17 protein-coding genes and 4 tRNA genes are annotated in these 17,109 nt (G+C 68.6%); 5 read left to right on the top strand and 16 right to left on the bottom strand.

From position 1 onward, the window contains the following. Window positions 1-6: 6 nt before the first annotated feature. The 8 genes from rpoB to AC3EUV_RS26015 form a co-directional block, all read right to left on the bottom strand. A complete protein-coding gene (gene rpoB, locus AC3EUV_RS26050) occupies window positions 7-3,489 on the bottom strand; it encodes a DNA-directed RNA polymerase subunit beta (RefSeq protein WP_432143874.1) in 3,483 nt (1,160 codons plus the stop codon). A gap of 621 nt (window positions 3,490-4,110) precedes the next feature. Then, window positions 4,111-4,497 carry a 50S ribosomal protein L7/L12 gene (gene rplL, locus AC3EUV_RS26045; RefSeq protein WP_018090915.1) on the bottom strand — a complete coding sequence of 129 codons (387 nt, stop codon included), beginning with the start codon at window positions 4,495-4,497 and terminating at the stop codon, window positions 4,111-4,113. Between the two features lie 84 nt (window positions 4,498-4,581). Beyond that, a complete protein-coding gene (gene rplJ / locus AC3EUV_RS26040; protein WP_432143873.1) occupies window positions 4,582-5,133 on the bottom strand; it encodes a 50S ribosomal protein L10 in 552 nt (183 codons plus the stop codon). 433 nt (window positions 5,134-5,566) lie between these two features. Continuing rightward, complete coding sequence (gene rplA, locus AC3EUV_RS26035) at window positions 5,567-6,283, bottom strand: 50S ribosomal protein L1 (protein WP_432143872.1); 717 nt, start codon at window positions 6,281-6,283, stop codon at window positions 5,567-5,569. Window positions 6,284-6,365: 82 nt separating this feature from the next. Further along, entirely contained in the window at window positions 6,366-6,800 is a 435-nt protein-coding gene (gene rplK, locus AC3EUV_RS26030) for a 50S ribosomal protein L11 (RefSeq protein WP_127151674.1), read from the bottom strand. Between the two features lie 168 nt (window positions 6,801-6,968). Further along, complete coding sequence (gene nusG, locus AC3EUV_RS26025) at window positions 6,969-7,829, bottom strand: transcription termination/antitermination protein NusG (protein WP_432143871.1); 861 nt, start codon at window positions 7,827-7,829, stop codon at window positions 6,969-6,971. Between the two features lie 73 nt (window positions 7,830-7,902). Continuing rightward, window positions 7,903-8,199 (bottom strand): preprotein translocase subunit SecE, encoded by a 297-nt coding sequence (secE, locus tag AC3EUV_RS26020; protein WP_327156244.1) that lies wholly within the window; start codon window positions 8,197-8,199, stop codon window positions 7,903-7,905. 108 nt (window positions 8,200-8,307) lie between these two features. Continuing rightward, window positions 8,308-8,380: transfer RNA gene (locus AC3EUV_RS26015), tRNA-Trp, on the bottom strand. A 183-nt stretch (window positions 8,381-8,563) separates the two neighbouring features. On the opposite strand from AC3EUV_RS26015, the gene AC3EUV_RS26010 reads away from it, so the two are divergent. Together AC3EUV_RS26010 and AC3EUV_RS26005 are read left to right on the top strand one after the other, a co-directional pair. Beyond that, window positions 8,564-9,799 carry a pyridoxal phosphate-dependent aminotransferase gene (locus AC3EUV_RS26010; RefSeq protein ID WP_435604015.1) on the top strand — a complete coding sequence of 412 codons (1,236 nt, stop codon included), beginning with the start codon at window positions 8,564-8,566 and terminating at the stop codon, window positions 9,797-9,799. Between the two features lie 141 nt (window positions 9,800-9,940). After that, window positions 9,941-10,984 carry an adenosine deaminase gene (locus tag AC3EUV_RS26005; RefSeq protein WP_432143869.1) on the top strand — a complete coding sequence of 348 codons (1,044 nt, stop codon included), beginning with the start codon at window positions 9,941-9,943 and terminating at the stop codon, window positions 10,982-10,984. Between the two features lie 59 nt (window positions 10,985-11,043). Here the strand turns inward: AC3EUV_RS26005 and AC3EUV_RS26000 are convergent, their stop codons facing one another. From AC3EUV_RS26000 to AC3EUV_RS25975, 6 genes are all read right to left on the bottom strand, one after another. Next, entirely contained in the window at window positions 11,044-12,099 is a 1,056-nt protein-coding gene (locus tag AC3EUV_RS26000) for a UDP-N-acetylmuramate dehydrogenase (protein ID WP_435604014.1), read from the bottom strand. 61 nt (window positions 12,100-12,160) lie between these two features. Beyond that, window positions 12,161-12,595 (bottom strand): MaoC family dehydratase, encoded by a 435-nt coding sequence (locus AC3EUV_RS25995; RefSeq protein ID WP_042155818.1) that lies wholly within the window; start codon window positions 12,593-12,595, stop codon window positions 12,161-12,163. Window position 12,596: 1 nt separating this feature from the next. Then, window positions 12,597-13,049: an FAS1-like dehydratase domain-containing protein gene (locus AC3EUV_RS25990; RefSeq protein ID WP_435604013.1), complete on the bottom strand. Its 453-nt coding sequence runs from the start codon at window positions 13,047-13,049 to the stop codon at window positions 12,597-12,599. Window positions 13,050-13,133: 84 nt separating this feature from the next. Beyond that, a complete protein-coding gene (rpmG, locus tag AC3EUV_RS25985) occupies window positions 13,134-13,298 on the bottom strand; it encodes a 50S ribosomal protein L33 (RefSeq protein ID WP_030986111.1) in 165 nt (54 codons plus the stop codon). 89 nt (window positions 13,299-13,387) lie between these two features. Continuing rightward, a tRNA-Met gene (locus AC3EUV_RS25980) sits at window positions 13,388-13,460 on the bottom strand. A gap of 46 nt (window positions 13,461-13,506) precedes the next feature. Then, window positions 13,507-13,579 (bottom strand) — tRNA-Thr (locus AC3EUV_RS25975). 182 nt (window positions 13,580-13,761) lie between these two features. On the opposite strand from AC3EUV_RS25975, the gene AC3EUV_RS25970 reads away from it, so the two are divergent. Further along, a complete protein-coding gene (locus AC3EUV_RS25970) occupies window positions 13,762-15,024 on the top strand; it encodes an amidohydrolase family protein (RefSeq protein WP_435604012.1) in 1,263 nt (420 codons plus the stop codon). A gap of 76 nt (window positions 15,025-15,100) precedes the next feature. Next, a complete protein-coding gene (locus AC3EUV_RS25965) occupies window positions 15,101-15,763 on the top strand; it encodes an NAD(P)H-binding protein (RefSeq protein ID WP_432143864.1) in 663 nt (220 codons plus the stop codon). Window positions 15,764-15,829: 66 nt separating this feature from the next. Here the strand turns inward: AC3EUV_RS25965 and AC3EUV_RS25960 are convergent. Then, a tRNA-Tyr gene (locus AC3EUV_RS25960) sits at window positions 15,830-15,911 on the bottom strand. Between the two features lie 190 nt (window positions 15,912-16,101). On the opposite strand from AC3EUV_RS25960, the gene AC3EUV_RS25955 reads away from it, so the two are divergent. Continuing rightward, the gene (locus tag AC3EUV_RS25955; RefSeq protein ID WP_030262720.1) at window positions 16,102-16,590 is read left to right on the top strand and encodes a YajQ family cyclic di-GMP-binding protein; all 489 of its coding nucleotides are present in this window, start codon (window positions 16,102-16,104) and stop codon (window positions 16,588-16,590) included. 101 nt (window positions 16,591-16,691) lie between these two features. Here the strand turns inward: AC3EUV_RS25955 and AC3EUV_RS25950 are convergent, their stop codons facing one another. Continuing rightward, entirely contained in the window at window positions 16,692-17,084 is a 393-nt protein-coding gene (locus AC3EUV_RS25950; protein WP_432143863.1) for a YccF domain-containing protein, read from the bottom strand. Window positions 17,085-17,109: the final 25 nt, after the last annotated feature.

Below are 17,109 nucleotides of genomic sequence, written 5' to 3'. Positions count from 1 at the left end.
CTCCCGTCAGACCTCTTCGACGCTGCTCGGCTCGCGCCGGGACAGGTCGATGCCGAGCTCCTCCGCAGCGCGGAAGACGTCCTCGTCGGTGTCGCGCATCTCGATGGACATGCCGTCCGAGGACAGCACCTCCACGTTGAGGCACAGGGACTGCATTTCCTTGATGAGCACCTTGAAGGACTCGGGAATGCCGGGCTCGGGGATGTTCTCGCCCTTGACGATGGCCTCGTAGACCTTCACGCGGCCGGTCACGTCGTCGGACTTGATCGTCAGCAGCTCCTGGAGGGCGTATGCGGCGCCGTATGCCTCCAGCGCCCACACCTCCATCTCACCGAACCGCTGGCCACCGAACTGAGCCTTACCACCCAGCGGCTGCTGGGTGATCATCGAGTACGGACCGGTCGAACGCGCGTGGAGCTTGTCGTCGACCAGGTGGTGCAGCTTGAGGATGTACATGTACCCGACCGAGATCGGGTCCGGGAACGGCTCACCGGAGCGGCCGTCGAACAGCTGGGCCTTGCCGGAGGACTTGACCATCCGCTCGCCGTCGCGGTTGGGGAGCGTCGAGTCGAAGAGACCCGCCAGCTCGTCCTCGCGCGCACCGTCGAAGACCGGGGTGGCGACGTTGGTGTTCGGCGCGACGTTGTCGGCGCCGATCGCCTGGAGCCGCTGCTGCCAGTCCTCGGCTCCCTCGACCTTCCAGCCCTGGCTGGCGAGCCAGCCGAGGTGGATCTCCAGGACCTGTCCCGGGTTCATTCGGGACGGGACACCCAGCGGGTTGAGGATGATGTCGACCGGGGTGCCGTCCTCCAGGAACGGCATGTCCTCGACCGGCAGGATCTTCGAGATGACGCCCTTGTTGCCGTGACGGCCGGCGAGCTTGTCACCGTCGGTGATCTTGCGCTTCTGCGCCACGTAGACGCGGACCAGCTGGTTCACGCCCGGGGGCAGCTCGTCGCCCTCTTCGCGGTCGAAGACGCGGACGCCGATGACCTTGCCGATCTCACCGTGCGGCACCTTCAGCGAGGTGTCGCGCACCTCGCGCGCCTTCTCACCGAAGATCGCGCGGAGCAGACGCTCCTCGGGGGTCAGCTCGGTCTCACCCTTGGGCGTGACCTTGCCGACGAGGATGTCGCCGGCGACGACCTCGGCACCGATACGGATGATGCCGCGCTCGTCGAGGTCGGAGAGGACCTCTTCGGAGACGTTCGGGATGTCCCGGGTGATCTCCTCGGGGCCCAGCTTGGTGTCACGGGCGTCGACCTCGTGCTCCTCGATGTGGATCGAGGAGAGGACGTCGTCCTGCACGAGGCGCTGCGACAGGATGATCGCGTCCTCGTAGTTGTGGCCCTCCCACGGCATGAACGCCACGAGCAGGTTCTTGCCGAGCGCCATCTCGCCTTCGTCCGTGGACGGACCGTCGGCGAGGACCTGGCCCTCGATGACCCGCGCGCCCTCGTCCACGACGACCTTCTGGTTGAAGGAGGTGCCCTGGTTGGAGCGGGTGAACTTGGCGACGCGGTACGTGGTGTACGTGCCGTCGTCGTTGGCGACGGTGATGTAGTCCGCGGAGACCTCCTGGACCACACCGTCCTTCTCGGCCTTGATGACGTCACCGGCGTCGACCGCGCAGCGGTACTCCATGCCGGTGCCGACCAGCGGCGACTCCGCCTTGATCAGCGGCACGGCCTGGCGCATCATGTTCGATCCCATGAGCGCGCGGTTGGCGTCGTCGTGCTCGAGGAACGGAATCATGGCGGTCGCGGCCGACACCATCTGGCGCGGCGAGACGTCCATGAAGTCGACCTCGTCGGCGGGGACCAGGTCGACCTCGCCGCCACGACGGCGGACCAGGACACGCTGCTCGGCGAAGCGCATGTCGTCGCTCAGCTTCGCGTTGGCCTGGGCGATCAGGAAGCGGTCCTCCTCATCAGCGGTGAGGTAGTCCACCTCCTCGGTGACCTGGCCGTCGACGACCTTGCGGTACGGCGTCTCGATGAAGCCGAAGACGTTGACCCGGCCGTAGGAGGCCAGCGAGCCGATCAGACCGATGTTGGGACCTTCAGGGGTCTCAATCGGGCACATGCGGCCGTAGTGCGAGGGGTGCACGTCACGGACGTCCAGGCCGGCCCGCTCACGGGAGAGACCACCCGGGCCCAGCGCCGAGAGACGGCGCTTGTGGGTCAGACCCGACAGCGGGTTGGTCTGGTCCATGAACTGGGACAGCTGGCTGGTGCCGAAGAACTCCTTGATGGAGGCGACGACCGGCCGGATGTTGATCAGGGTCTGCGGCGTGATCGCCTCGACGTCCTGGGTCGTCATGCGCTCACGCACGACGCGCTCCATACGAGCCAGACCCGTGCGGACCTGGTTCTGGATGAGCTCGCCGACGTTGCGCAGACGACGGTTGCCGAAGTGGTCGATGTCGTCGGTCTCGACGACGATCGAACGGCCGGACTCGCCCATCGTCTCGGTCTCGCCGGCGTGCAGCTTGACCAGGTACTTGATCGTCGCGATGACGTCATCGGTGGTCAGCACACCGGCGTCGAGCGGCTCGTCGCCGCCGAGCTTCTTGTTGACCTTGTAGCGGCCGACCTTCGCGAGGTCGTAGCGCTTGGGGTTGAAGTACAGGTTCTCCAGCAGCGTCTGCGCGGCCTCGCGGGTCGGCGGCTCGCCCGGACGCAGCTTGCGGTAGATGTCGAGCAGCGCGTCGTCCTGGCCCTGGGTGTGGTCCTTCTCCAGGGTGGCGCGCATGGACTCGTACTCGCCGAACTCCTCGAGGATCTGCTCGGTGGTCCACCCGAGCGCCTTGAGCAGAACGGTCACGGACTGCTTGCGCTTACGGTCGATGCGCACACCGACCATGTCGCGCTTGTCGATCTCCATCTCCAGCCAGGCACCCCGGGACGGGATGATCTTGGCGGAGAAGATGTCCTTGTCGGACGTCTTGTCGATGGAGCTGTCGAAGTACACGCCCGGCGAGCGCACCAGCTGCGAGACGACGACACGCTCGGTGCCGTTGATGCAGAAGGTGCCCTTGTTCGTCATGAGCGGGAAGTCGCCCATGAAGACCGTCTGGGACTTGATCTCGCCGGTCTCGTTGTTGGTGAACTCGGCGGTGACGAAGAGCGGAGCCGCGTACGTGAAGTCGCGCTCCTTGCACTCGTCGATGGAGTTCTTCGGGGGCTCGAAGCGGTGGTCGCGGAACGTCAGCGACATCGACCCGGAGAAGTCCTCGATCGGGGAGATCTCTTCGAAGATCTCCTCAAGACCGGACTTGGTGGGGACTTCCTGCCCACTCTCCAGCGCAGCCTCGACGCGACCCTTCCATGCGGCATTGCCGAGCAGCCAGTCGAAGCTTTCGGTCTGCAGCGCAAGGAGGTTCGGAACCCCGAGGGGCTCCTTGATCTTCGCAAAAGAGATGCGCAGCGGGGCGGTGCTGTCGCCGTTGTTCGTATTGGCAGTCGAGGCGTTGCGCGAGGCGGCCAAGAGGGGGTCCTTCCGAGGGCTCGGACTCACTACGCGCGTACCGGTCCCGAATCGAGCAGACTGAGGAAAAGCCCAGTTCAGGGCGGTTCATTCAGGTTTGCTCGGGCTCGGGTATGCCCCTGGTGACGGGCAGGGAGCAGCTAACAGGCAGCGCAAAGGGTCAGTGTAGCCACTTGGCACACTGATGTCCAGAGCGAGTTTCCGGAGACCGGTTCAGCACCGTGATACCGATCTTCTCCCTCCGGGAGGTCACGCCCTCCGCACCGGAGGAAGCCCTCGTTTGTTCTTCTCAATGCCATGCGCCTGCCGAAAGCCCCGCGCCAGTGGCGCACACCGATGCTTCCCTCTTCGTCCGCGATCCATGCCTCGAACCCTGGATCGCTTCTGCGTCGCGTCCCGAGAATTGCGCGCCGCGTCCGGTTCGTCAAGGCCCCCCACCTCTGGAAGATCGTCACATGGGGGCACGTCCGGGCAACGATGATCACCATACTCGCACGCAGGCGCGAGACAACGCAGCCGTGACGAGCACGCCGAAGGGCGACCACCCGCATGGGTGATCGCCCTTCGCTGGTGTCCGGCGCGCCAGAGGCGCTGTGGACGTGAGTCAGAGACTCAGTGGGGTCACTTGACCTCGACGGAGGCGCCGGCGCCCTTGAGGGACTCGGCGGCCTTCTCGGCGGCGTCCTTGGCGACCTTCTCGAGGACGGGCTTCGGGGTGCCGTCGACGAGGTCCTTGGCCTCCTTCAGGCCCAGGGAGGTCAGCTCACGCACGACCTTGATGACCTGGATCTTCTTGTCGCCCGCACCGGTGAGGATGACGTCGAACTCGTCCTGCTCCTCGGCCTCGGCGGCGGCCGGGGCACCCGGGGCGCCGGCGGCGGCAACGGCGACCGGGGCGGCAGCCTCGACGTCGAACTTCTCCTCGAAGAGCTTCACGAACTCGGAGAGCTCGATGAGGGTCATCTCCTCGAACTGCGCGAGCAGGTCTTCCTGGCTGAGCTTCGCCATGGTGGCGGTCCTTCCACTAATTCGGCTGGTGCCGGATGTACATGTCTGGCGGGCGTACTACGGGCCCGCTGGGCGTCCGAGTGATTACTCGGCAGCCTCGGCGGGAGCCGGCGTACCGGCACCGCCCTGCTCGACCTTGCTGCGAAGCGCGTCCGCGGTGCGGGCGAACTTCGTGAGGGGGGCCTGGAAGGTCGCCGCGGCCTTGGCCATGGACGCCTTCATGCCACCCGCCAGCTTGGCGAGCAGAACCTCACGGGACTCGAGGTCCGCAAGCTTCTTGATCTCGTCGGCGGACAGCGCCTTGCCTTCAAGGACACCGCCCTTGATGACGAGAGAGGGGTTTTCCTTGGCGAAGTCACGAAGACCCTTCGCCGCCGTGACCGGGTCACCGGTCACGAAGGCAACAGCGGTCGAGCCCTTGAGGTGCTCGTCCAGCTGAATCCCGGCCTCCTTGGCCGCGATCTTGGTCAGCGTGTTCTTCACCACACGGTACTGAGCGTTCTCGCCGAGAGAACGACGCAGCTCCTTGAGCTGCGCCACAGTCAGTCCGGTGTAAGAAGTCACAACAGCTGCGTTGGAGTCACGGAGCTTAGAAGTGATCTCCTCAACGGCTGCGATCTTGTCAGACGTCGCCATGAGCCTCGGCCTCCTTCCGGGTGATGAGGACCGCGCAGAAGGGGCTGGGCAAAACAAACGCCCCGGCGCAGGCGCACGGGGCGTACTCGACCAAGGCAGAAATCCGCCCGGGAGTTCATCCATACACACCTGCGCAGGCCGTCCGCAGCTAGCGGATCCTTCGGCCACTGCACACCCGGGATCGGGCGCACAGAGACAACCAGCGGTCTTTGGCTTCCGCATACGGTACGGGAGAGCCCTGCGTCAGGCAAATCGACCGAGAGAGGGCACCGGCCGCGCTCCCGGCCGCTGGAGCGCGTCCCGCGGCCGCCCTCGCCCCGGGGGCCAACGCGCCCGCTGAGGGCGGCACAGCATGCGTCAGGCCCCGCCCTCCTTGCCGGAGAGCGGGGCCTGACGACAGTGCTCACACGCTGTGAGGCGCCGATCGGGAAGATCAGACGGCCTCGTCCTCGACGAGGAGGTTGCGGGTGCGGTTGGAGTCCAGCGGGATGCCAGGGCCCATCGTGGTGGTGATGGTGGCCTTCTTGATGTAGCGGCCCTTGGCGGCGGACGGCTTGAGGCGGTTGATCTCCTCGAGCGCCGCGGCGTAGTTCTCCACCAGCTTGGTCTCGTCGAAGGAGACCTTGCCGATGATGAAGTGGAGGTTCGCGTGCTTGTCCACGCGGAACTCGATCTTGCCGCCCTTGATGTCGGTGACAGCCTTGGCGACATCCGGGGTGACGGTGCCGGTCTTCGGGTTCGGCATCAGACCACGCGGACCGAGCACGCGGCCGAGGCGGCCGACCTTGCCCATGAGGTCCGGGGTGGCGACGACGGCGTCGAAGTCCAGACGGCCCTTGGAGACCTCGTCGATCAGTTCGTCCGAGCCGACGATGTCGGCGCCGGCGGCTTCCGCGGCCGCAGCACGGTCACCGGTCGCGAAGACCAGGACCCGGGCGGTCTTACCGGTGCCGTGCGGGAGGTTCACGGTGCCACGGACCATCTGGTCGGCCTTGCGCGGGTCGACACCCAGACGCATGGCGACCTCGACGGTCGCGTCGAACTTGACGGACGTGGTGTCCTTGGCGAGACGGACGGCCTCGAGGGGGGCGTACAGACGCTCCCGGTCGATCTTCGCGTCCGCGTTGCGAAGAGTCTTGCTGCGCTTCACTTCTGCTCCTGATGCAGTGGGGTGGAGTCGTGGTGCGGACCAGCGCCTGGCCCTGCCACGTGTGGTGCCTGAAGGGCTGGGATCAGCCCTCGACCGTGATGCCCATGGAACGGGCGGTGCCGGCGATGATCTTCGACGCGGCGTCCAGGTCGTTGGCGTTCAGGTCGGGCATCTTGGTGGTGGCGATCTCGCGGACCTGCGCCTCGGTGATCTTGGCGACCTTGGTCTTGTGCGGCTCGCCGGAGCCCTTCTCCACGCCCGCGGCCTTCAGGATGAGCTTCGCGGCCGGCGGAGTCTTGGTGATGAAGGTGAAGGAACGGTCCTCGTAGACCGTGATCTCCACCGGCACGACCATGCCACGCTGCGACTCGGTCGCGGCGTTGTAGGCCTTGCAGAACTCCATGATGTTGACGCCGTGCTGGCCCAGCGCGGGGCCGACCGGCGGGGCCGGGTTTGCGGCGCCGGCGCTGATCTGGAGCTTGATAAGCCCCGTGACCTTCTTCTTCTTGGGAGGCATGCTCTCTCCGGGTCCTAGTGAGAGGTGTTTCGCCGATCCACCCGGTCATCCGGATGGAGGCATACCGCACAACGATAACGGGTATAGTCGTGCGGCCAAAAACCGAGCAGGTCAGACCGGCTGTGAGCCCGTCTGACCTGGTCGATTTGGCTGGTGGTCCGGAAGAACCTAGTTCTTCTGGATCTGGTCGAAGCTCAGCTCGACCGGGGTCTCGCGGCCGAAGATCTCGACGAGGCCCTTGACCTTCTTCGAGTCGGCGTTGATCTCGTTGATCGTGGCCTGGAGCGTCGCGAACGGGCCGTCGGTGACGGTGACGGAGTCGCCCACCTCGAAGTCCAGCACCTGGACCTCGACCTTGCGGGACGGCGCCGGCTTGCCCTCGGCCGCGGCGGCCTCCTTGGCGGCCTTCTCCTCGGCCTCCGGGGCGAGCATCTTGACGATCTCGTCCAGCGTCAGCGGGTAGGGGTCGTAGGCGTTGCCGACGAAGCCCGTGACGCCCGGGGTGTTGCGGACGACGCCCCAGGACTCGTTCGTCAGGTCCATGCGCACGAGAACGTAGCCCGGGAGCTTGTTCTGGCGGATGGTCTTGCGCTCGCCGTTCTTGATCTGGGCGACCTCTTCCTGCGGCACCTCGGCCTGGAAGATGTAGTCCTCGACGTTCAGCGAAACGGCACGCTGTTCGAGGTTGGTCTTCACGCGGTTCTCGTAACCCGCGTAGGTGTGGATGACGTACCACTCACCGGGGAGGCCGCGGAGCTCGTCGCGGAGGGCGGCCACCGGGTCGACCGGCTCCTCTTCCTCTGCGGCTTCAGCGACGACCTCGTCCTCGTCCTCCACGTGCACCGCGGCGGCCTCGGCGGGCTCACCGGCGGCGGCATCCTCGGCGTCCAGCTCGTCGGTCTCGTCGGCGGCCTGGACGATCTCGAGTTCGGTGTCGTCGCCCTGGACCTCGGCCGAGGCAGCCGCGTCCACGTCGGCCGCTGCCGTCTCGGCGGAGTCGGCGGCGTCGTTCAGGTTCGGGTCAGACACGGTGGCTGCTTCTTCCTGGCTTCAAGGGGTTGAACATGCGAAAGGGGCGCCCGCTGAGGCGCCCTCCGCGGGATCAGCCGAAGACGTACCCGACGACTCGGTTGATTCCCAAGTCAATCACGGTTACGAGACCGATCATGATGACAACGAAGACGATCACTACGGTGGTGTACGTCGACAACTGGCTGCGCGTGGGCCAGACGACCTTGCGGAGTTCCGCCACGACCTGGCGGTAAAAGAGCGCGAGCCGCGCGAAGGGGCCCTTCTTGCCGCGCTTGCCGCCGCGACGGGGCTTCTTCTGGGATTCCGCGGTTTCGTCCTCGGAACGACCGCGCTCAGGCATGTCGATGGAGCCCAGGGCGTCCGTCACTCGTCCTCACCTGAATCCGGGTCGTGGCCGTGCCGCGCCCGGTTGAGCCGCACGGCGGTGCATTTCATACGTACGCGTGCACGCACTGTGGTGACGAAGTGCGTGTAGCAGGGCCGGAGGGACTTGAACCCCCAACCGCTGGTTTTGGAGACCAGTGCTCTACCAATTGAGCTACGACCCTTTGTGGTTCCCCCAACCTACCGCATGCGGCCGACTGCACTACGTGCGTGCACCGCGGCGACCTGTCGGGAGCCAACGGTCAGCGAGTGTACGTGCTTCAGAGCCGGGCGTCGAACAGAAACATCCCGGGTGGTGCCCGCCGATGCATGTGCCGGGGTTGTCGGAGGTCTGGGACGATGCAGGTATGAGCGCTGCCACTCCTCCCGCTTCGTCCCCTGCCGACCGCCGTGTCTCGGCCCGTGTCGGTGCGATTTCCGAGTCCGCGACCCTCGCCGTGGACGCCAAGGCGAAGGCCCTCAAGGCCGCCGGACGCCCGGTGATCGGCTTCGGCGCCGGTGAGCCCGACTTCCCGACGCCCGGCTACATCGTCGAGGCGGCGACCGAGGCCTGCCGCAACCCGAAGTTCCACCGCTACACCCCGGCCGGCGGTCTCCCCGAGCTGAAGACCGCGATCGCCGCGAAGACGCTGCGCGACTCCGGCTACGAGATCGAGCCCGCGAACGTCCTGGTGACGAACGGCGGCAAGCAGGCGATCTACGAGGCGTTCGCAGCGATCCTCGACCCGGGCGACGAGGTCATCGTCCCGGCGCCGTACTGGACCACGTACCCCGAGTCGATCCGTCTGGCCGACGGGGTGCCGGTCGATGTCGTCGCGGACGAGACCACGGGCTACCGCGTGGCCGTGGAGCAGCTGGAGGCGGCCCGCACGGACCGCACCAAGGTGCTGCTGTTCGTCTCGCCGTCGAACCCGACCGGCGCGGTCTACAGCCGCGAGCAGGTCGAGGCGGTCGGCCGCTGGGCCGCCGAGCACGGCCTGTGGGTGCTGACCGACGAGATCTACGAGCACCTGGTCTACGGCGACGCTTCGTTCTCGTCGCTGCCGGTGGTCGTGCCCGAGCTGCGCGACAAGTGCATCATCGTCAACGGGGTGGCGAAGACCTACGCGATGACCGGCTGGCGGGTGGGCTGGGCGATCGGCCCCAAGGACGTCATCAAGGCCGCCACGAACCTCCAGTCGCACGCCACGTCCAACGTCTCCAACGTCGCGCAGGCCGCGGCGATCGCGGCGGTCTCCGGCGATCTGACGGCCGTCGAGGAGATGAAGGTCGCCTTCGACCGGCGCCGCAAGACCATCGTGCGGATGCTCAACGAGATCGACGGGGTGCTGTGCCCGGAGCCGGAGGGCGCGTTCTACGCGTACCCGTCGGTCAAGGAGCTCCTGGGCAAGGAGATCCGCGGCAAGCGCCCGCAGTCCAGCGTCGAGCTGGCCGAGCTGATCCTGGAGGAGGCGGAGGTCGCCGTCGTCCCGGGTGAGGCCTTCGGCACCCCCGGCTACCTGCGGCTTTCGTATGCGCTGGGCGACGAGGACCTGGTCGAGGGCGTGTCGCGGATCCAGAAGCTGCTGGCCGAGGCCAAGTAGGACACCGGCCGCCGAGTAGGACACCAGCCACCGATCGATGCGAACGGGCCCCGATGTTCCGGGGCCCGTTCGCGCGTTCCCCCGGACACCCCTTCGGGAAGGGCCTACCGGCGCACCGCCCGGATGCGGCAAGATCTTGGGATGGAGAGCGTTCGTGCCGGCGGTGAAGCCGCCATCCGAGACCTGCGCCGACTGCCGAAGGCCCATCTGCACCTGCACTTCACCGGGTCGATGCGGTCCGCGACCCTGCTGGACCTCGCCGACAAGTACGGCGTCCATCTGCCGGAGGCGCTGCGCAGCGGTGAACCTCCCCAGCTCAGGGCCACGGACGAGCGCGGCTGGTTCCGTTTCCAGCGGCTGTACGACATCGCGCGGTCGTGTCTGCGGACGCCCGAGGACATTCAGCGGCTGGTGCGGGAGGCCGCCGAGGAGGATGTCCACGACGGGTCGCGCTGGCTGGAGATCCAGGTCGACCCGACCTCGTACGCCCCGCGGCTGGGCGGGCTGATCCCGGCCCTGGAGATCATCCTGGACGCGGTGCACAGCGCCTCCCGGGACACCGGGCTCGGTATCCGTGTCCTGGTGGCCGCGAACCGGATGAAGCACCCCTTGGACGCCCGTACGCTGGCGCGTCTCGCGGTGCGCTACGCCGACCGCGGCGTGATCGGTTTCGGGCTGTCCAACGACGAACGCCGGGGTTTCGCCCGGGACTTCGACCGCGCCTTCGCCATCGCCCGGGAGGGCGGTCTGCTGGCGGCGCCGCACGGCGGTGAGCTGTCGGGGCCGGCGAGCGTCCGGGACTGTCTGGACGATCTGCACGCCGGCCGGGTGGGGCACGGCGTACGGGCCGCGGAGGATCCGGTGCTGCTGAGCCGGCTGGCCTCGCGCGGGGTGACCTGCGAGGTGTGCCCCGCGTCGAATGTGGCGCTGGGGGTCTACGAGAAGCCGGAGGACGTGCCGCTGCGGGCGCTCTTCGACGCGGGCGTGCCGATGGCGCTGGGCGCGGACGATCCGCTGCTGTTCGGCGCGCGGCTGGCCGCGCAGTACGAGATCGCCCGCACCGCGCACGGCTTCACCGACGCCGAACTGGCCGAACTGGCCCGGCAGTCGGTCCGCGGCTCCTGCGCGCCGCAGGACGAGCAGCAGCGGCTGCTGGCGGAGATCGACGCCTGGCTGGCCGCGTAGGGGCGCCAGCGGCCGCCCAGGGGCCGCCAGCGGCCTGCTGGGGGCCTGCCGGGAGCCCGCTAGAGGCTGACGCCAACCGTGACGGGTTCGTTGACGAGCGTGACGCCGAAGGCCGCGTGGACGCCGTCGCGGACCTCGCGGGCCAGGGCGAGCAGGTCCTCGGTGGTGGCTTTGCCGCGGTTGGTGAGCGCGAGGGTGTGCTTGGTGGAGATGCGGGCGGGGCCGCTGCCGTAGCCCTTGGTGAAGCCGGCCCGGTCGATGAGCCAGGCCGCGGAGGTCTTCACCAGGCCGTCGCCGGCCGGGAAGGCGGGCGGGGCGACGTCGGCGCCGAGGCGGTCCTGGACGCGGCGGAGGAAGGCGGCGTGCTCGGCCTCGGTGAGGATCGGGTTGGTGAAGAACGAGCCCGCCGACCAGGTGTCGTGGTCCTCGGGGTCCAGCACCATGCCCTTGCCGGCGCGCAGCGCCAGCACGGTCTCCCGGGCGACGGAGGCCGGGACCCGGTCGCCGGCCTCCACGCCGAGGGCGCGGGCCGTCTCGGGGTACTTCAGGGGCGCGGAGAGGCCCCCGGCGTCCTCCAGGGCGAAGCGCACCCGCAGCACCACGAAGCGGTCGGGGTGCTGCTTGAAGCGGCTGTGGCGGTAGGAGAAGCCGCACTCCGCGTTGGGGATCGTGACGGTCTCGCCGAGGCGGCGGTCGTAGGCGACGACCTCGGTGATCGTGGCGGAGACCTCCTGGCCGTACGCGCCCACGTTCTGGATCGGGGTGGCGCCCGCGGAGCCGGGGATACCGGCCAGGCACTCCACACCGGCCAGTCCGGCCTCGACCGTACGGGCGACCGCGTCGGACCAGTTCTCGCCCGCGGCGAGCGTGAGGTCCGTGCCGTCGAGCGCGAAGCCGCGGGTGGCGATGCGCAGGGCCGTGCCGTCGAAGCCCTTGTCGCCGATCACAAGATTGCTGCCGCCGCCGATGATCAGCAGCGGGGTCCCGCTGTCGTCGGCCGCGCGGACGGCCGCGATCACCTCGTCGTCGGTGGTGGCCGTGACGAGGCGGGTGGCCGGGCCGCCGAGGCGGAAGGTGGTCAGCGGGGCGAGGGGGGCGTCGTGGAGTTCCTGCACGCGCCCAAGGGTACGGGGGCGGTCCGACAGCGCTCGGCCGGACGCCCCCGGCGGCCCCGGCTCAGGCGAGGCGGACCACGGCGCGGGACATGCCCAGCACCTTCTGGCCGGCGCTCATCGCGGTGAGGTCGACCCGGACCGTACGGTCGTCGTCGTCCAGCTTGGCGGCGACCTTGGCGCTGACCTCGATCAGTGCGCCGGTCTCGTCGTTGGGGACGATGACGGGCTTGGTGAAGCGCACCCCGTATTCGGCGACCGCGCCCGGGTCCCCGGCCCAGTCGGTGACCACCCGGATCGCCTCGGCCATCGTGAACATGCCGTGCGCGATGACGTCCGGCAGCCCGACCTCCTTGGCGAACTTCTCGTTCCAGTGGATCGGGTTGAAGTCACCGGAGGCGCCCGCGTACCGGACGAGCGTGGCGCGGCTCACCGGGAAGGTCTGCGCCGGGAGTTCCGTGCCGACCTCGACCTCGTCATAGGAAATCTTCGCGGTCATCTCAGGCCTCCTTCGCGGCGCGGGACACCAGCTTGGTGAAGGCGGTCACGACGTGTTCGCCCGCCTCGTCGTGCACCTCGCCGCGGATGTCGATGATGTCGTTGCCGGCCATGGTCTTGACGGCCTCGATGGTGGAGGTGACGGACAGCCGGTCCCCGCTGCGCACCGGCCGGGTGTAGGCGAATTTCTGGTCGCCGTGCACCACCCGGCTGTAGTCCAGGCCCAGTTGCGGGTCCTCGATGACCTGTCCCGCGGCCTTGAAAGTGATGGCGAACACAAAAGTCGGCGGGGCGATCACATCGGAGTACCCGAGTGCCTTGGCCGCTTCCGCGTCGGTGTAAACGGGGTTGGGGTCGCCGATCGCCTCGGCGAATTCGCGGATCTTTTCCCGGCCGACCTCGTACGGGTCGGTGGGCGGGTACGTGCGTCCGACAAAAGACTGGTCGAGCGCCATGGGCTCGCAACCTCCCTGTACTGATGGTGACAACGCTGTGAGGCCGCCCCCACGAATGGGGACGGCCTCACGGACGAGCCTGTGTTATCGCGTCTCGCGGTGCGCGGTGTGCGACTTGCAACGGGGGCAGTGCTTCTTCATCTCAAGACGGTCCGGGTCGTTACGCCGGTTCTTCTTGGTGATGTAGTTCCGCTCCTTGCACTCCACGCAGGCCAGCGTGATCTTCGGGCGGACGTCGGTGGCAGCCACGTGAGTGCTCCTTGGACGGACGGGTGGTCGGATTAACGCATAAAAGAGTAGCCGATCGGAGGACCGACCCCACAATCGGCTACTGTCAGTAGCGGTGACCGGACTTGAACCGGTGACACAGCGATTATGAGCCGCTTGCTCTACCGACTGAGCTACACCGCTGTGATGCGAGGGGACCCCGCCCGAAGGCGGGAACCTCACACATCAGAGCCCCAATACGGAATCGAACCGTAGACCTTCTCCTTACCATGGAGACGCTCTGCCGACTGAGCTATTGGGGCGAGCGATGAAGACATTACACGGCCCGCCGCCAAACGTGAAATCCGTATCGGGGCCGTGCCACTGGGGCCCCGCGCACCACACCGGTACGACTATTTCGCGCCTGCGCAACGCTCTCCCGGCAGCGGCCTAGGCTCGGAAGAACGCTGCGTGATCTTGCACGCCGGTGCCTTCGAGGAGCGCGATGTCCGACAGCAGTTCGCCGCAGCCGCAGCCGGGAAAGCCCGTCGGGCCCGGCCGGTTCGCCAGGTCGGAAAGCGGTGCGCTGGTGTTGTGCGGCGCACGGCTCGCCGACGGGCGGACGGTGGACGTACGGCTCGGCGGCGGACGCATCGAGGCCGTCGGGACGGCCGGCAGCCTCGCCCCGCAGGGCGCCCGCGTCGACCTCGCCGGCTACCTCCTGCTCCCCGCCCCCGCCGAACCCCACGCACACTGCGACACCGCCCTGACGGCCGACTCCGACGGCCCCGCCTCCCGTTCGCCCGAAGATGTGCAGCGCCGGACGACCGAGGCCGCGCTGCTCCAGCTGGGGCACGGCGCCACCGCCTCCCGCAGCCACGTCAGGATCGGCGACGTCCAGGGGCTGCGCTCGCTGGAGGCGGTGCTCCAGGCGCGCCGGTCGCTGCGCGGGCTGGCCGATCTGGCGGCGGTCGCGGTGCCGCGGGTGCTGACCGGGGTGGCCGGGGCGGACGGGCTGGCGATGCTGCGGGACGCAGTGAAGATGGGCGCCTCGGTCATCGGCGGCTGTCCGGACCTCGACCCCGATCCGGCCGGGTACGTCGAGACGGTCCTGGAGCTGGCCGGGGAGCACGGCTGCCCGGTGGACCTGCACACCGATGGGGACGATCCGGCGCGGCTGGCGCGGTTCGCGGCGATGTCCGGCGGGCTGCGGCCGGGCGTCGCGCTCGGCCCGTGTGCCGGGATGGCGCGGATGCCGCGGAGCGTGGCGGCGCGGGTCGCCGAGCAGCTGGCGGCCGCCGGGGTCGCCGTCGTCTGTCTGCCGCAGGGCGACTGCGCGGGCCTGGAGCGGTACGGCTCGCGGGTCTCGCGCCCGGCGCCCGTACGGCTGCTGCGGGCGGCCGGCGTCCAGGTGGCGGCGGGCAGCGGGGCGCTGCGGGACGTGGCGAATCCGGTGGGGCGCGGTGACCCGTTGGAGGCGGCGTATCTGCTGGCCTCCCTGGGTGAGGCGACGCCGGAGGCGGCCTACGAGAGTGTGAGTTCGGCGGCGCGGGCGACCCTGGGGCTGCCGGAGGTACGGGTCGAGGCGGGCTTTCCCGCGGAGCTGCTGGCGGTGCGGGGCGAGCGGATCGCCGGGGTGCTCTCGCTGGCGTACAGCCGGATCGTGATCCACCGCGGGCGGGTGGTCGCCCGTACCAGCGCGGTGCGGGAGTACTGCGACTCGGCGGCGGAGGTGGCGCTGGAGCTGCCGCGGCAGTCGCAGCGCTGAGCCGCGGCGGCGAGAAGGCACCCCGTCCCGGCCGGTCCCGCACTTCGCGGCGGCGCTTCGGCGTACGGTCGGGATCATGCGCATTGTCATCGCAGGTGGACATGGTCAGATCGCGCTGCGGCTGGAGCGGTTGCTCGCCAAGCGCGGGGACGAGGTCGCGGGCATCATCCGCCGGCCGGAACAGGCCGGTGACGTGCTGGCCGCGGGAGCCGAACCGGTGGTCTGCGACCTGGAGTCGGCGTCTGTGGAGGATGTCGCCCGGCACATGGAGGGCGCCGACGCGGCCGTCTTCGCGGCGGGCGCGGGGCCGGGCAGTGGCATCGAACGCAAGGACACGGTGGACCGCGCCGCGGCGGCGGTCTTCGCGGACGCGGCCGAGGCGGCCGGGGTGCGGCGCTTCCTCGTCGTCTCGTCCATGGGCGCGGACCTTGAGCCCCCCGAGGGCACCGACCCGGTCTTCGCCGCGTACCTGCGGGCGAAGGGCGCCGCGGACGCGGACGTACGGGCCCGCGCCGGGCTGGACTGGACGATCCTGCGGCCGGGCCGGCTGACCAACGACCCCGGCACGGGCCTGGTGGCGCTGGCCGACACGACCGGCCGCAGCGAGGTGACCCGGGACGATGTGGCGGCCGCCCTGGTGGCCCTGCTCGACGAGCCGGCCACCATCGGCCGGACGCTGGAGCTGATCGGCGGTGAAGTACCGGTGGAGGACGCGGTGCGGGCGCTGGCCGAGGGCTGAGCGCCGGGACATGACGAAGGGGCCCGTGACCAGCTTTTACGCTGGTCACGGGCCCCTTCTCACCTGTGGCGGCGCCAGGATTCGAACCTGGGAAGGCTGAGCCGGCAGATTTACAGTCTGCTCCCTTTGGCCGCTCGGGCACACCGCCTGGGTTTGCTGCCGGGAGAGCCGCTGTGAGGCGGTGCTCCGTGGCAACGACGTAAACCATACCCGATGGCTGGGGGTGGTTCGCCACTCGATTCGGGAGCGCTGGATCTTGGCCGGGTGGCTAGGCTTGGCAGGCGGTCCGGGGACGGGCCGCACCCGTGACGGATCTAGGTACGAGGAGCCAACTCAACATGGCCGACTCCAGTTTCGACATCGTCTCGAAGGTAGAGCGGCAGGAGGTCGACAACGCCCTCAACCAGGCCGCCAAGGAGATCTCGCAGCGCTACGACTTCAAGGGCGTGGGCGCGTCGATCGAGTGGTCGGGCGAGAAGATCGAGATGCGGGCCAACGCCGAGGAGCGGGTGAAGGCGGTACTCGACATCTTCCAGTCCAAGCTGGTCAAGCGTGGGATCTCCCTGAAGGCGCTGGACGCCGGCGAGCCGCAGGCCTCGGGCAAGGAGTACAAGATCTTCGCCTCGATCGAGGAGGGGATCTCGCAGGAGAACGCGAAGAAGGTCGCCAAGATCATCCGCGATGAGGGCCCGAAGGGCGTCAAGGCGCAGGTGCAGGGCGACGAGCTGCGGGTCAGCTCGAAGAGCCGGGACGACCTTCAGGCGGTGCAGCAGCTGCTGAAGGGCAAGGACCTGGACTTCGCGCTCCAGTTCGTGAACTACCGGTAGGAGCCCGGATTCCGGGTGCCACAAGGATGGGGCGGCGCGCTTCGGCGTGCCGCCCCACCGGTGTTTCGGGCGTACGGGTGTGAGGGCTGAAGGCCGGGCGGTCAGCGCGTGGCGAAGGGCTCGTCCGTGGGGACGATGTCGCGGCCCAGCGGCATCAGGGAGACCGGGATCAGCTTGAAGTTGGCGATGCCGAACGGGATGCCGATGATCGTCACGCACAGGGCGATGCCGGTGACGATGTGCCCCAGGGCCAGCCACCAGCCCGCGAAGATGATCCAGATGACATTGCCGATCGCCGAGCCGGCACCGGCGTCATGGCGCACCACGGTCGTCCGGCCGAAGGGCCACAGGGTGTAGCCGGCGATCCGGAAGGACGCGATGCCGAACGGGATGGTGATGATGAGGATGCAGCAGATGATGCCGGCGAGCACATAGCCGAGCGCCATCCAGAAGCCGCTGAGGACCAGCCAGAGGATGTTGAGGATGAACTTCATGATCAGCAGCCTTCCACGGGCACGG

The sequence above is a fragment of the Streptomyces sp. bgisy130 genome, assembly GCF_057708345.1.
Note: the sequence above shows the minus strand (reverse complement) of the source record. Positions and strands in the feature narration are given on the sequence as shown.

Excerpts from the sequence above, each read along its gene's own strand:
- rplL (WP_018090915.1), bottom strand. The coding sequence starts at position 4,497 with ATGGCGAAGCTCAGCCAGGAAGACCTGCTCGCGCAGTTCGAGGAGATG.
- rplJ (WP_432143873.1), bottom strand. The coding sequence starts at position 5,133 with ATGGCGACGTCTGACAAGATCGCAGCCGTTGAGGAGATCACTTCTAAG.
- rplK (WP_127151674.1), bottom strand. The coding sequence starts at position 6,800 with ATGCCTCCCAAGAAGAAGAAGGTCACGGGGCTTATCAAGCTCCAGATC.
- AC3EUV_RS26010 (WP_435604015.1), top strand. The coding sequence starts at position 8,564 with ATGAGCGCTGCCACTCCTCCCGCTTCGTCCCCTGCCGACCGCCGTGTC.
- AC3EUV_RS26005 (WP_432143869.1), top strand. The coding sequence starts at position 9,941 with ATGGAGAGCGTTCGTGCCGGCGGTGAAGCCGCCATCCGAGACCTGCGC.
- AC3EUV_RS25995 (WP_042155818.1), bottom strand. The coding sequence starts at position 12,595 with ATGACCGCGAAGATTTCCTATGACGAGGTCGAGGTCGGCACGGAACTC.
- AC3EUV_RS25990 (WP_435604013.1), bottom strand. The coding sequence starts at position 13,049 with ATGGCGCTCGACCAGTCTTTTGTCGGACGCACGTACCCGCCCACCGAC.
- AC3EUV_RS25970 (WP_435604012.1), top strand. The coding sequence starts at position 13,762 with ATGTCCGACAGCAGTTCGCCGCAGCCGCAGCCGGGAAAGCCCGTCGGG.
- AC3EUV_RS25965 (WP_432143864.1), top strand. The coding sequence starts at position 15,101 with ATGCGCATTGTCATCGCAGGTGGACATGGTCAGATCGCGCTGCGGCTG.
- AC3EUV_RS25955 (WP_030262720.1), top strand. The coding sequence starts at position 16,102 with ATGGCCGACTCCAGTTTCGACATCGTCTCGAAGGTAGAGCGGCAGGAG.
- AC3EUV_RS25950 (WP_432143863.1), bottom strand. The coding sequence starts at position 17,084 with ATGAAGTTCATCCTCAACATCCTCTGGCTGGTCCTCAGCGGCTTCTGG.